Below are 15,422 nucleotides of genomic sequence, written 5' to 3'. Positions count from 1 at the left end.
TTTTATTTAAAATGTTACATTTACTCCTACTATATAAGAACGTGATTTGGGATAAGCTGAATAATCAAATCCCATAACCATCTTATTAGAACTTGTATTCACTTCCGGATCTTGTCCACTGTATCCTGTAATACACAACAAATTACTACCTGTAGCATACAATCGTAAATTACGTACTCCAAACTTTCGAGTTAAATTTTGAGGAAGCGTATAACCAAGTGTTAATGTTCCTAGACGTAAGAAAGAACCATCTTCTATTGCCCAATCTGTCATAATCGAGTTATTCATCAAAGGATGCCAGATTGTAGCATTTGCATTAAGTTCTTGTAAACGAACAGGATCTGCATGTGCACCATAATAGATATTATATCCAGTTTCCGGATCAATTGTAGCAAAACGATTTGCCAGACTCATTTCCGAACTCATATTTTGATAACGTTTTGAACCAACAAACGAGGTGTAATCTATTTTATTAGCATTGAACACATCATTTCCATAAGACCAGTTAAATAAAGCAGTGAGGTCAAATCCCTTCCATCCTGCTGAAACACCAAAACCTCCAGTATGTTTAGGTAATGCATGACCTATTACCTGACGATCGTTATCTGCATCAAGATGCCCATCTCCATTTAAGTCTTTTAATTTCAAATGACCTGGACCAAAATACTGACCACTATTAGTCAACAGTTCTTCTGTCACATCGGGCACTCCTTCTTTTAAAACCCAACGCTGAGTTGTTTCGTCAAAATTAAAATCATCAAAAGTATACATACCGTCACAAACATAGCCATACATCAAACCAACTTCCTGTCCAACAAATACACGATAATTATCACTACCAACTTCTACTTTATCACCTTTAATAATCATTTCAGTATCCTCTGAGCCATAAAGCGCATCTACTCTATTTTTATTGAAAGCTATATTAAAATTAAAATCTAAAAAGAAATCTTTCTTATTTATTAAATTGGCATTCAATGAAAGTTCGACACCACGGTTTGTAGTCTGTCCTAAATTCTGATATTGAGTTCGATAACCAGAAACAGAAGGCAGCTGTATCTCCATGATCAAATCCTTTGTTACATCATTATAAAAATCGAAAGTAACATTTAATCTATTCCAAAAAGTCATATCCAATCCAAGATTGGTAGAATACTTTGACTCCCAGGTTAAATTTTCGTTACGCAAACGAGTTGATGGCTGCAAGCTGCTTTGTCCTATTTCATTCTGATAATAAAGATTCTTTGTATTAGTTACAGGGCTATAAGTCTGACGCCAATAAGATCCTACACGAGCATTACCAGACTTACCATAACTAGCACGCAATTTTAAGTTATTAAACCAGTTCCGAACAGAATCCATAAACTTCTCGTCACTAATTCGCCATGCTAACGAACCAGCAGGAAAAATTCCCCATTTATTACCTGGAGCAAAAACATTTGTACCATCCGAACGTAATGTAAAAGTCAAATAATAGCGGTCATTAAAAATGTAATTTAAACGTCCAAAATAAGACATGCTACGACTAGGTTCCTCAATAGTAGTATAAGTCGGTTCAGAAGTACCGTTATTCCACATTGCTAGAATATTATCTACTGTATAATCTGCAGGATAATAATCTGCATTTATTTCCATTTCATCACGTTGAGAATGTTTAGCTTCCCAACCTGCCATAATACCAAATCTATGTTTCTTCTGAATATCAAATTTATAATTCAATATAGTACGTAATGCCCAGTTATTTCCATTCCAATACTGACGTCGAGCAACAGGCTGTCCTGCCTTACTATTAGCTTCACCTGTATTTGCTAACCAAATATTATCCGTACGATCATAAGAATAACCATATGTACCTTCTGCACGCCACTCCAAACCTTTGATAATATTCCAAATTAAAGCTACATTATAGTTATTGTTAAACTTAGTCTGTTTTTTATACTCATTTGTAATATTAAACATCGGATCATTCAAGTTACTAATATTTTCTATCAGTATTTCATCATCACCAGCCAAATCCTCATCCGAGAGGTCTGTCAATGTTCCGATATTAGGATATTTAATCGCATCACGAAGTTTTGAGCCGCTAGATACACTTGGGCCATCAACCACTCTATTGGTCATTTTTGCATTAAAGTCTAAGCGTAATTTATCTCCAAACTTTTTAGTCAACTTTAAATTCAAATTATCACGTTTAAAATTAGAAACAGACATTATATAGCTTTCATCATCATGCGTATAGCTTAGACTATAGATCAAATCTTTACTACCTCCACTGATATTCAAATTGTAATTCTGCTTAATACCTGTATTTCCGAATAACATATCCTGCCAATTCGTTCCAACACGAGCCTTATAATTATTAATATCCTCCCAACGACCAAATTTGTCAAAGAAACCTGCATTATCAGAAGAATCCAATTCACGCTGTAAATACACATATTCATAAGGAGAAAGCACTTCCGTCTGATTATACATCCGGCTAAAGCCAACCGAAGCGTTAAACGAAACTTCTGTACGTCCAGTACGTCCACTCTTAGTTGTTACCAAAATAACTCCATTAGCACCTTTCGCACCATAAATTGCCGTAGAGGAAGCATCCTTTAATACATCAATACTTTCAATATCTGTAGGTGGTATATCATCAATACCACTAACTTCAAATCCATCTACTATAAAGAGCGGCTCATTACTTTGAGTAATAGAACCACCACCACGTACACGAATACTGACAGAAGCATCAGGAGAACCTTCGGAGGTAATTACGCTAACACCAGCCAAACGACCTGTAAGTGCACTTGAAGCAGAAGTCACAGGAATATTCTTCAATGTATTTTCACCTACAGAAGATATAGCTCCCGTCAAATCACGTTTACGAGCATTACCATAACCAACGGAAACAACCACTACCTCATCAAGCAACTGAGATTCATCCTCCATCTTAACCTTCAAAAGTTTACCAGGCTGAGATACAACTTCTTGAGGTTTCATTCCGATATAGGTAATAACAAGTACCTTTTTCTTCTCAGAAACCGTAATAGAAAACTTTCCATCCAGATCCGTAACTACACCATTTGTTTTATTGCCCTTTTCAATGACAGTAGCACCAATAATAGGTTCACCGTTTGAGTCTGTTACGATTCCTTCCACAGTAATACGCTGGGCTAGAGCCTCTATCGGTATCATAAAACATAACACCCATAAAAAAAATAGCCAGCTTCTTTTCACTTCCTTTTTCATGATATATTATTTTAGTTCAACAAAATCAATTGGATAAAACCACTGTAACAAATTGATATAATATAAATATGGAAAATATTTCTCCTCAATAATTGAGATATATTAAAATCAATAAGCTATAAGATTTTAAGTTTTTTTTGTTTTTGCAGACAAATTTAAGCTACCACATTTTTTATAAAGTGAACTATTTATTCTTTTTTGTATACAATTTGGGATATAAAAATGTAATTCTATAGGAATCAATGAGTTTAAATAATTCAACAAATTTACAAGAAGGTTAGCAAGGTAAAAATTGGTTCATCAATAAAAGCTCGGTTAATTTTTTCTTTAACAACAAAACACAAATCGAGCCGTCCTTCTTTCGAAGAGGCGGCTCGATTTGTGTTTTGTTGCAGCAAGTAATGAATTACTTACGCAGACCGAGTTCCTTAACAATAGCACGGTATCTTTCGATATCGCGGTTCTTCAAGTAAGTCAGCAAAGAACGACGCTTACCTACCAGTGTTGTCAGAGCTCTTTCAGTGCTATAATCTTTTCTGTTGAGCTTCATGTGCTCAGTCAGGTGAGAAATACGGTATGAAAACAATGCAATCTGTGCTTCAGGTGAGCCAGTATCAGTGTTAGACTTTCCGTACTTTTCAAAGATTTCTTGTTTTTTAGCTGCGTCTAAATACATAATTTTGACTGTTTTTTATTATATAATTCTGATTTGCGGGTGCAAAGATAGTGATAATCTTCCGTTATACAACACTTTTCTTCTTTTTTATATACAAAAAATGAAAGAAACATGCAGATTTTCATTATATTTAAAGCTTTGAAAATACAAACAATCCAAAAACACAATAAAACTGCATTATGAAAACTACTTATTTCATCAAGACAGTACTGCTCACTTACTGTCTTATTCCGGCTGTCATACTTGCCGAAAATGTATCAGTTACCCACTTAAAGACTGAACAGCTTAGCAATCCGATGGGAATTGGTACTACCAATCCACGCCTAGGATGGCAACTGGAATCGGACAAGCAAAATGTGATGCAAACAGCCTATCATATTCTAGTGGCTTCTTCGCCTGAACTCCTGGCACAAGACAAAGGCGACATATGGGATTCTGGAAAAGTTCAGTCATCCAGTTCGCAATGGGTTCAATATGCAGGAAAACCATTAAAGAGCAATGATTTATGCTACTGGAAAGTTAAGAGTTACACTACTGTAGGAGAAAGTGAATGGAGCCAGCCTGCAACATGGAGCGTTGGATTATTAGGGGAAGTAAAATGGAAAGGCCGGTGGATAGGACTGGATAAAGTTTTCCCATGGGAAAAAGAAACAGCCCACAGCCGCCTCAGCGCACGCTATTTACGCAAAGAGTTTTCCATCAGTAAACCGATAAAGAGAGCTACTGTATTTATTTGCGGACTCGGACTCTACGAACTTTTTATCAATGGTCAGCATATAGGCAATCAAGTCTTGACACCTGCACCCACTGACTATCGGAAAACGGTGTTATATAATACATTCGATGTTACTTCCCTGCTGACAACCAATAACGCCATAGGAGTTACATTAGGCAATGGACGTTATTACACCATGCAACAAAAATACAAATCATATAAGATTGTCAATTTCGGTTATCCCAAACTACGCCTCAACCTGCTTATAGAATATACTGATGGCAGCAAAGAAACAATTGCAACTGATACCAGCTGGCGCATTACAGCCAATGGTCCCATACGCAGCAATAACGAATATGATGGAGAAATTTACGATGCACGCTATGAATTAGGCGACTGGACAAAACCCGGTTACGATGACAGTCAGTGGCTCGAAGCCGAACGAGTAGGTATGCCAGGAGGTACTCTCCGCTCTCAAATGACTCCCCCAATGACTATCGTACAAACAATTAAGCCCATCAAAATCTCTCCTCTAGGAGATAAATACATACTCGATTTAGGACAAAACATCGCTGGATGGATTCGTATGAAAATAAAGGGAAATACAGGTGATACAATCCGGCTACGCTTTTCTGAAACGCTCTCCGCTAACGGCGAACTGTACCGGGATAACTTCCGACATGCGGAATCTACCGACTATTATATATGTAACGGAAAAGAGAATGGGGCGACATGGGCTCCACGATTTGTTTATCACGGATTCCGTTTTGTAGAAATCAGTGGCTACAAAAATGCTAAACTGTCTGATTTCACGGGAGAAGTTGTCAGTGATAACCTGGAACCAATCGGAACATTCGAATGTTCTGATACCACATTAAACCGCATTCACCAAAATGCATGGTGGGGAATACTTGATAATTACAAAGGTATGCCAGTAGACTGTCCGCAGCGTGACGAACGTCAACCTTGGCTCGGCGACCGTACAATGGGCTGCTGGGGAGAAAGCTTTTTATTCGATAACAGCACATTATATAGTAAATGGACACGTGACATCTGTGAGGCCCAACGCGAAGATGGCTGCATTCCCGATGTGGCCCCAGCCTTCTGGATGTACTACAGCGACAATGTCACATGGCCGGCAGCTTTGCCTTTTGCCTGCGACATGCTGTATACACAGTTTGGAAATCGTGAACCCATAGAACGCTGTTATCCTTACATTCGTAAGTGGATGTTACATCTCCATAAAGAATATCTAAAAGACGGATTAATTACCAAAGACAGATACGGTGACTGGTGTGTTCCACCAGAATCTCTGGAACTGATTCACAGCAAAGATTCTGCACGTATAACCGACGGAACCCTGATATCTACAGCATATTACATTAAGCTTCTTGATATGATGAGCCGTTTTGCATCCCTCCAGAATCTTGAAGAGGATAGAAACCAATGGCAAGCATGGGCCAAAGAAATGAAAGATGCTTTCAATAAAAAATACCTGCATATCGAACGTGGAACATCACAAAAGCCCGGTAACCCACTTTATCCGGATAGTATCCGCTACAGTAATAATACTGTCACAGCCAATCTGTTGCCTTTGGCATTCGATATCGTACCAGAAGATTGCCAGAAAGATGTTACAGGCCAAATCATAGCCAATACCATTCTCCGAAACGGAGGTCATATAGGTTGCGGAGTCATTGGAGTACAATGGCTCTTGCGTGAACTCTCCCGAAGAGGTTTTTCCGATGTAGCATTCTTACTTGCATCAAACAAAACCTATCCTTCATGGGGATATATGGCTCAGCAAGGAGCTACTACGATATGGGAATTATGGAATGGCAATACCGCTAACCCAGCAATGAATAGCGGAAATCATGTTATGCTGCTGGGCGACTTACTGCCATGGTGTTATGAAAACGCAGCTGGAATACGTAGTGACCGTGAAAAGACAGGGTTCAAGCACATTATATTAAAGCCTGACTTCAGCATCCAGAACTTATTCTGGGTAAACGCCTCTTATCGTTCATTGTATGGCAAAATAGAAAGCCGTTGGAAAAAGACACTGACTCATGTAGAGTGGGACATCACCATCCCGTGCAATACCACAGCAGAAGTCCATTTCCCTGATGGCAGCATACAGCAAATAGGATCGGGAAAATATCATTATGCCGTAGAAATACCAGCTATTCATCCCGCTGTCATCCAAAATGAATTTCTATACGAAAAGGCTCCTTTCCCCGAATGTCATGCCTCTACGATTGCAGAACTCGACAATGGCGATTTGGTAACTGCTTTCTTCGGTGGCACAAAAGAACGCAATCCCGATGTATGTATCTGGGTATGCCGTAAATCTCATGACAGCAATACATGGACTGCACCGATAAAAGCAGCCGACGGTGTGTTCGATTTAGACGATCCTGATGCAGCCATAGCCGGTGTAACCGCCGACATAAAAGATCATCGTAAAGCTTGTTGGAACCCAGTCCTGTTTCAAGTTCCGGGAGGCGACCTGCTACTTTTCTTCAAAATAGGATTAAACGTTCCCGACTGGACGGGCTGGTTGGTACGTTCAAAGGATGGAGGAAAAACCTGGAGCAAACGTAAACCGCTTCCCAAAGGCTTTTTAGGTCCCATTAAAAATAAACCCGAATTTATAAACGGAAGAATCATTTGTCCGTCAAGCACGGAAGGAAATGCCGGCTGGCGCATACATATGGAATATTCTGACGACATGGGAAAGACATGGAAAACAACAGGTCCGATAGATGCAGAGCAAGAGTTTCTCAGCCAGCATCAAGGTATTGGAGCTGATGATTCCTTGAAACGCCCCATACAAGTTATCCAGCCCAGTATACTCAAACATAAGGATGGAACGCTGCAAGTAATCTGCCGTACACGAAACTCCCATCTGGCAACCTCATGGAGCAAAGATAATGGAACAACCTGGAGTAAAGTGACTCTGATCGACGAACTTCCCAACAATAATTCCGGAACCGACGCTGTTACATTGAAAGATGGAAGACATGTATTAGTCTACAATAACTCCAAACCACAACTTCGTGCAAAAAAAGCAGTACGTACTCCACTCAACCTTGCTTTATCCGAGGATGGTACCCACTGGACACCTGTACTTACTTTGGAAGATTCTCCGATACGTGAATACTCCTATCCTGCAATCATACAAGGAAAAGATGGAAAACTACATATCACCTTTACCTGGCGCAGAGAACTTATCAAATATATGAAAATAGACTTAGACAAACTCTAAAGACACAGTTTATTACGCTCATATCAGAATAAATAAAAACTTCTGTATCTTTACGTTTTTGCGTTCAATAAAAAAGTAGTAAATTTGCAACCAAATTATAGGTATAGTATGCAAGATATTAGAAACATTGCCATTATTGCCCACGTAGACCACGGAAAAACTACACTGGTGGACAAAATGATGCTGGCGGGACACTTATTCCGCAATGACCAAACCAATGGCGAATTGGTACTGGATAACAATGATCTGGAACGTGAAAGAGGTATAACTATCCTTTCTAAAAACGTATCCATCAATTACAACGGTACAAAAATCAACATTATCGATACTCCGGGACACGCCGACTTCGGTGGAGAAGTAGAACGAGTTTTGAACATGGCAGACGGATGCATCCTGCTGGTTGATGCGTTCGAAGGTCCGATGCCACAGACACGCTTTGTATTGCAAAAGGCTTTACAGATCGGATTGAAACCTATTGTTGTTGTCAACAAGGTAGATAAGCCAAACTGCCGTCCGGAAGAAGTTTACGAAATGGTATTCGACCTGATGTTCAGCCTCAACGCTACAGAAGACCAGCTTGACTTCCCTGTTCTTTACGGTTCTGCAAAGAATAACTGGATGGGCGAAGACTGGAAAACTCCTACCGGCACTATTACTCCATTATTGGATGCTATCGTTAAATATATACCGGCTCCTCATCAATTGGATGGTACTCCACAAATGCTGATTACCTCTCTTGATTATTCTTCATATACCGGACGTATAGCCGTAGGTCGTGTACATCGCGGAACACTTCGCGAAGGCATGAATATCACATTGACTAAACGTGACGGAACAATGGTGAAATCTAAGATCAAGGAAGTTCACACTTTCGAAGGATTGGGCCGCAAAAAGGTAGAATCAGTTTCTTCAGGTGATATCTGTGCACTTATCGGTATAGAAGGATTCGAAATCGGTGATACTATCTGCGATTTTGAAAATCCGGAACCACTGCCACCTATTGCTATCGATGAACCGACCATGAGTATGCTGTTCACTATCAACGATTCTCCGTTCTTTGGCAAGGAAGGTAAGTTTGTTACTTCACGTCACATCCACGACCGCCTGATGAAAGAGCTTGACAAGAACTTGGCATTACGTGTACGCAAGACAGAAAATGAAGATGGAAAATGGATTGTTTCCGGACGTGGTGTATTGCACTTGTCTGTATTGATTGAAACCATGCGCCGCGAAGGATACGAACTTCAGGTAGGACAGCCTCAGGTTATCTTCAAAGAAATAGACGGTGTAAAATGCGAACCGATTGAAGAACTGACCATCAGCGTACCCGAAGAGTTTGCCAGCAAGATGATTGATATGGTAACACGCCGTAAAGGTGAAATGGTTTCTATGGAAACTCAGGGTGACCGCGTAAACATCGAATTCGACATGCCTTCACGTGGTATCATCGGTCTGCGTACCAATGTACTGACAGCTTCACAGGGAGAAGCTATCATGGCTCACCGCTTTAAAGAATATCAGCCATATAAGGGTGAAATTCCTCGCCGTACTAATGGTTCTATGATTGCAATGGAAAGCGGAACAGCGTTTGCTTATGCTATCGACAAGCTGCAAGACCGTGGAAAATTCTTTATTTACCCGCAGGATGAAGTATATGCTGGTCAGGTAGTAGGAGAACATGTTCACGAAAACGACCTTGTCATCAACGTTACCAAATCGAAGAAACTGACAAACATGCGTGCTTCCGGATCGGATGATAAAGCTCGTATCATTCCTCCGGTAATCTTCTCACTGGAAGAAGCTTTGGAATACATCAAAGAAGACGAATATGTAGAAGTAACTCCAAAGAGCATGCGTATGCGTAAAGTCATTCTGGATGAAACAGAACGTAAGCGCGCAAATAAGAACTGATAAAGAATACAGAATAAAAGCTAAATTTCAACTTCAGAAAATAAACTTTTAATCTGATTTTAGATTTAACTATATATAAAACAGCCCTGTCATTCACTTTAAAAGCTGAATCTGACAGGGCTGTTTTATATATAGCTAACTATTAAAACCTTTCGTCCATTAAAAGAAGGAGAGTTTCACTCCATTCTTTTTCAAAATAGAGCAACAACCATAAGCAATAGTTATAGAAAATTATTATATTCTTTGCAGAGTTTGACACAAAGCGAACTTACTCTCTGTAAACCAGATCATTCGAGTTCATACGTTGCATATACTGCTGGATAAACGATTTCACTTGTGTTTCCATAGCCCGAAGTGTGTCCTGAGGCATGGTATCCTTCACATCATCTTTCAGTAAACGGTCGGTACGGTAACGATAAGCTTTCAGCACTTTCTCTCCATCGAACTGAATCATGTAATCTCCCTTTACAAACTGATAGACATTTGTACCCATTACATTATTCACTGAGAATTTCTCAGCAGCCGGAGTTTGGAGTGCATCCTGTCCGAAACTGATATATGGGCGATCATAACCCAGCAATCCCAGTACAGTCGGCATAATATCTATCTGCTCGACAATCTTGTCCTCCATACCGCGAAGTTCCGGCATACCGGGAGCATAAAACAAGATAGGAACACTATACAAACCCAAGTCGGTCATATACTCTGGATATGTACCAAAGCTGGTATGATCGGCAGTTATCACAAACAATGTATTATTGAACCAAGGCTGACGGGAAGCTTTCTCAAAAAAGAGCTGCAAGGCATGATCCGTGTAGCCGATACAACGCTGAAGCGGAGTTGGTCCGTCTGGAAACTTTCCTTCATAACATGCTGGTATTGCAAACGGATGATGTGAACTTGCCGTAAATACGGAAGTAACAAACGGCTGCTTAAATTCTGTCATCTTATCACAATAGTATTGCAGAAACTCTTCGTCCCAGATAGCCCATGTACCGTCGAAATCATCATCACCGTGATAGCGAGGATCTTCATTATACTCCGTACGTCCGTAATAATCAGTAAATCCTACTGAACGAGCAAAGGCCTGAAATCCCATCGAACCGTTCATAGCCCCATGGAAGAAAGCCGAATAATATCCTTTGTTCTTAGTCAGCTCACCTGCAATGCTGGATACATCGTTCAGCGAAGCCGGTGTAAGGAAGAACGGCTCAACAAAACTCGGTATGGACGACAAGACCGAAGGCATTCCCTCGATACTCTTTCGCCCGTTGGCATAAGTATATGTAAAACTCAGACTCTTTGTCAACAGTGAATCGATAAACGGTGTATAACCCTTATATGTCCCGTTATCCAGATCAGGATTCAGCTTGCCTACAAATTCTTTCGTAAAGCTTTCCCAAATAATCACAACCACATTCATCGGCTTGAACTGTACTGAATCGGCAGGAACATGTACCGGAGAATATACGGCAAGTGCTTCACTTTCGGGCATATAGTCGGGAACAATAAAAGCCTTTTTCCCGAGTGTACGGAAAATAGAAAACGGTGTATTCAGCACCACCCCCGCATCCAGCGGCCGGTCGACATACTGATTGGCATTACTAATGGTAATCGGACGTGTAGCAGTTGTCATACCTCCACGCATACCAAATACTGTAAACGGTATGGCAACCAGCAAAGTAACGGTCTGTATCAGATAATATTGCCACTTGCTATATACCGGAATATTCCGTGGTGCCCGATACAATTTATAAATAGCATAACAGAACACTGCCGCCAATACCACCAGATACCAGTGCGAAATAAACTCATCCATGAAGATAGAAGCCAGATTACCCCCACCCTCATTGCTAAATTCCTGAAAGACACTCATGGTAGTACGCCGTCCGGAAAAACGGAAATACACACAGTCTACCAGATTCGATATCAGGAAAAAGCCATTGACTACCGTAAAAATCCAGCGGACAACCTTATAAAAGGTAGCATTCTCTTTCCAATGAAACGGCAGCAGAAACAATAAAATAAACAAGGCATTGCTATACAAAATGGCCGTCGTATCGAAAATAATACCTGCTCCGAACATATTCAGCGCATATTCTCCTGTCAAGTTCTCACTGAACAGACGGAAATTCTCAAGCAAAAAAGTCAAACGGCAAAGCGAATAACACACATAGATAATGAACAAATTCCATATCAAGGAAAAGACATTCGAAAACAATTCTTTTTTCATTGCCAATGTTTTTGGAGGTTAAGAGCGACAAAGTTAACGATTATTTTCCAAACCCTCTCAAGACCTTATTTTAAAATAACTTTTCTGTAAAACAGAACACAATATAAGAAATTTAAAGTACCATTTTCTATCTTTGTAACCGAATAACAATCTGTTACAACATGAAAAAGAAAACTATCATCCGACTTAGCATCACATTGATTGTCATCGCGGCACTCGCACTGTGGATCAATTCACGCTGGAGCGCATGGTTCCACAACGAAGCAGAACTTCCTTATGCACCGCAGTCAGAACCCGGACGAGTACTACTCACTTTCGGCGATGAAAACGAACTGTCGCGCAATATCAGCTGGCAGTACGACTCTATAGTCGTACCGTCGCATGTCGAATTGGTAGATACACTTTCGAAAGATACCATACAAATCGATGCACAAGGAGAAATTTTCCAGTCACGTAGCGGAAAGGCAGCATACTACGTTGCCAAACTCCGTACCTTACAACCTGACCGCTATTATACTTACCGCGTTTGTAATGAAGGCAAGACCTCATCCTGGTATAGCTTCCGTACATACAATCAGTCTACCCGCAACGATTATTCATTCATGTATGTAGGCGATGTGCAAGACAGCATCAACGGGAAAGCAAACCATTTTTTCCGTGAAGCATTGCAACGTCATCCCGATACAGAGTTTTTTGTGTTCGGAGGCGATCTGACCGAACGTCCAACTGAACAACGCTGGGAAGAAACATATCGCGGGCTGGATTCCATCGGACAACAATACCCTGTCATCACCGTTACAGGAAACCACGAATACCTGAAATACATCATTCGCAAACTGGAACGCCGCTTCTCACTGGTATTTTCATACTATCTCGACTCAATGGTAGGCGAAAATCAAGTATATACTCTGAAGTATAACGACATGCAAATCTTCTGTCTCGACAGTAACCGCGAGTTCTTCTACCTGTGGACTCAGAAAAAATGGTTAGAAGAACAGCTCAAGAAAAGCAATGCACGATGGAAGATCGTCGTACTTCATCATCCGCTATACTCCATTAAAGGCAGTATGAACAACCTGTTTCAACGTACCATGTTCAACCCGCTGGTTGAGGAATATGGAGTCGATCTCGTACTGCAAGGACACGAACACGCTTATGCCCGTATGACTGCCCACGGTGAAAATGGAGAAGCCCAAGCACCTGTTTATACAGTCAGTCACTGCTCACCCAAAAACTACTACATTGAGTTCGACAAGCGGTTCGACAAGTTCGGAACAGGTAGCCGTTACTATCAGCAAATCCGTGTACATGGCGACACCCTCACCATGAACGCCTACGATGCCACGACCAACGACTTATACGATGCTGTCGATATAATAAAAGATAAAACCGGAAAATCCCGACTGGAAGACCGTGGAAAAGAGATTCCCGAAGCACTGATATTCCATTCCAACGGCGGAAAAAAAGAAGAAGCCTTCCAGAAGCGAATCGATGAATACAAACAGCGGAAAGGTATCCAATAAATATAAGATGAAAAAAGGATTTATGACTTTTGAAATGTCATAAATCCTTTTTCCATCTTATATTAAGCAATTATCCTTTCTTTTGATTTTCCAGTTTCAACTGAAGCAGAATCCCTACCAACGTAATAGCAATCATGAACCACCAAAAGCGGATATATCCAGTATAAAACTTATTTGCCGAGCAGATAAAATCTTACCGCATTACAGAAATGCTTGAACGAACGTTCCAGTTTCCTGCCAAACTTATGGTCACGCCAGCTTCCGTACACCCGATGTTCCCCAAAAGCATCCGGACTATGCTTGAAGCGGCTTCTTGGCGACAACCAATGAGTAGGATATATATGTATACCATCCAAATGCTGTTCCTCCTCCTTGCAGACATATCCCCTGCGTTCGGCAACACTTCGCATGATATACGGAGAAACCGTCTGGTCCAGCGAACCGTCAGGACGGATAAAGTCCCGTTCCTGATAATACTCAAAGACCTCCTTACAGAAATCATTTCCCTTTGAACCGATAAAGAACGCGGCCTGAATACCATAATCGGTTTCTCCTTCTTCCCACCGCTCATTAAACGTAGCACATCCGGTTTCAGGAATAAACCGGTCGAAACGCTTACGCAGATAAATATCACTGTCCATATACACGCCACCTTCTTTATATACAGCATAAAAACGGACTACATCTGCCGCAAATGCCCATTTTCTGACCGACAGCGCCTGGTCTATATATTTACAACCGATAGCCTTTGCATCCTCGTACGTCCAGACACGTACCTTATAATCAGGAAGAACACGCTTCCAGCTTGCCAGGCAAATCTTGATTTCCAGCGGATAAGGATCCTTACTGAACCAACATAAATGAATAATTTTCGGGGGCATGATATCTACGAATTTTGAGTGTTCCACGACATTTTCAACCATTCTTCTTTTGTCCGTTTCCATCGGTTATGACTCCACAGCCAATACGCAGGAGCTTCCTTTATCTGTTGCTCCAGATGTTCCGAGTACATATCCGTCAGCCGATACTCAGGCAATTCGGCAGGATGCAAGGTCAGCAGTTCGAAAGAAGCATGATAGTATCCGCGCTTTACCCGTGTTACTTTCAGGTAGTAAACGGCAGCATCCAGCCGGCGCCCTATGCGTTCCGTTCCTTGAAAGAAAGCAGTATCCCGGTTAAAAAACTTTGTCCAGTGGCTCATCCCTTCCCATCCAGGCGCCTGGTCGGAAATAAAGCCTATCATCACTTTCTTTTCTCCTCTGCTGAGTGTAACCAGCCGGCGTAACGTCTCCTTCATCGGAATAGACTCACCGCCGAACTGTCCGCGAAGCCGGAGAAACAATTTATCGAAAGCCTTGTTATATAAAGGATGATAAATCTGTCCACAATGTATTTCGGGCAGCCAATATTGTAAAGAAGCCACATACTCCCAGTTACAGTAATGTCCCAAATAAAGAAAGCAGCATTTTTTATTTTCTCTTCCCAATGTTTCCCGCACCTCATCCAGTCCGCTAAAAGTCATACGCTTCATCATCTGCTTTTTCGACATCGAAAACAACTTGATGGTTTCTACTACATAATCGCAGAAAAAATGATAAAACTCTTTTTCTATTTTCAGAATCTCTTCTTCGGTCTTTTCCGGAAATGAGCCGGCTATATTTCGGTGTACGATATCCCGACGGTATTTCAATCCGTAAAACAACGGTACAAACAGCAGGTCGGATATGAAATAGAGTACCCTCAATGGCAGCAAAGAGAGCAGATACCAGAAGAAAAAAACCAGATAATATATGAATTTCATTGAATTGCCATGTTTCTGTTAAATTGCAAATTTATAAAATAATATGCAAAAGCCCCCT

The 15,422-nt window shown here is 40.8% G+C and carries 8 protein-coding genes; 3 read left to right on the top strand and 5 right to left on the bottom strand.

Annotated features, from left to right (window positions below; translation table 11 throughout):
• Nucleotides 1-6: 6 nt before the first annotated feature.
• Nucleotides 7-3,237, bottom strand: coding sequence for a SusC/RagA family TonB-linked outer membrane protein (locus ACDG22_RS03520; protein WP_302973418.1), 3,231 nt, complete (start codon nucleotides 3,235-3,237; stop codon nucleotides 7-9).
• Between the two features lie 406 nt (nucleotides 3,238-3,643).
• The gene (gene rpsO, locus ACDG22_RS03515; protein ID WP_007566128.1) at nucleotides 3,644-3,913 is read right to left on the bottom strand and encodes a 30S ribosomal protein S15; all 270 of its coding nucleotides are present in this window, start codon (nucleotides 3,911-3,913) and stop codon (nucleotides 3,644-3,646) included.
• Nucleotides 3,914-4,092: 179 nt separating this feature from the next.
• Here rpsO and ACDG22_RS03510 point away from each other — a divergent pair, with 179 nt between their 5' ends.
• Nucleotides 4,093-7,896 carry a family 78 glycoside hydrolase catalytic domain gene (locus ACDG22_RS03510; RefSeq protein ID WP_370858774.1) on the top strand — a complete coding sequence of 1,268 codons (3,804 nt, stop codon included), beginning with the start codon at nucleotides 4,093-4,095 and terminating at the stop codon, nucleotides 7,894-7,896.
• Nucleotides 7,897-8,004: 108 nt separating this feature from the next.
• Complete coding sequence (gene typA, locus ACDG22_RS03505; protein ID WP_270212189.1) at nucleotides 8,005-9,807, top strand: translational GTPase TypA; 1,803 nt, start codon at nucleotides 8,005-8,007, stop codon at nucleotides 9,805-9,807.
• 268 nt (nucleotides 9,808-10,075) lie between these two features.
• Here typA and ACDG22_RS03500 read toward each other — a convergent pair whose 3' ends face one another.
• The gene (locus ACDG22_RS03500) at nucleotides 10,076-12,040 is read right to left on the bottom strand and encodes an LTA synthase family protein (RefSeq protein WP_270230302.1); all 1,965 of its coding nucleotides are present in this window, start codon (nucleotides 12,038-12,040) and stop codon (nucleotides 10,076-10,078) included.
• Nucleotides 12,041-12,201: 161 nt separating this feature from the next.
• Between ACDG22_RS03500 and ACDG22_RS03495 the strand changes: the two genes are divergently transcribed.
• Nucleotides 12,202-13,563: a purple acid phosphatase family protein gene (locus tag ACDG22_RS03495; protein WP_270230303.1), complete on the top strand. Its 1,362-nt coding sequence runs from the start codon at nucleotides 12,202-12,204 to the stop codon at nucleotides 13,561-13,563.
• A 170-nt stretch (nucleotides 13,564-13,733) separates the two neighbouring features.
• Here ACDG22_RS03495 and ACDG22_RS03490 read toward each other — a convergent pair whose 3' ends face one another.
• On the bottom strand, nucleotides 13,734-14,444 hold the full coding sequence (locus ACDG22_RS03490; protein ID WP_270230304.1) for a glycosyltransferase family 32 protein: 711 nt from the start codon (nucleotides 14,442-14,444) through the stop codon (nucleotides 13,734-13,736).
• A gap of 5 nt (nucleotides 14,445-14,449) precedes the next feature.
• A complete protein-coding gene (locus ACDG22_RS03485) occupies nucleotides 14,450-15,364 on the bottom strand; it encodes a lysophospholipid acyltransferase family protein (RefSeq protein WP_270230305.1) in 915 nt (304 codons plus the stop codon).
• Nucleotides 15,365-15,422: the final 58 nt, after the last annotated feature.

Source organism: Phocaeicola coprocola (genome assembly GCF_041333015.1).
Lineage (GTDB): Bacteria > Bacteroidota > Bacteroidia > Bacteroidales > Bacteroidaceae > Phocaeicola > Phocaeicola coprocola.
The sequence above is the reverse complement of the archived record's forward strand: the minus strand, read 5'-3'. Positions and strand labels throughout refer to the sequence as shown.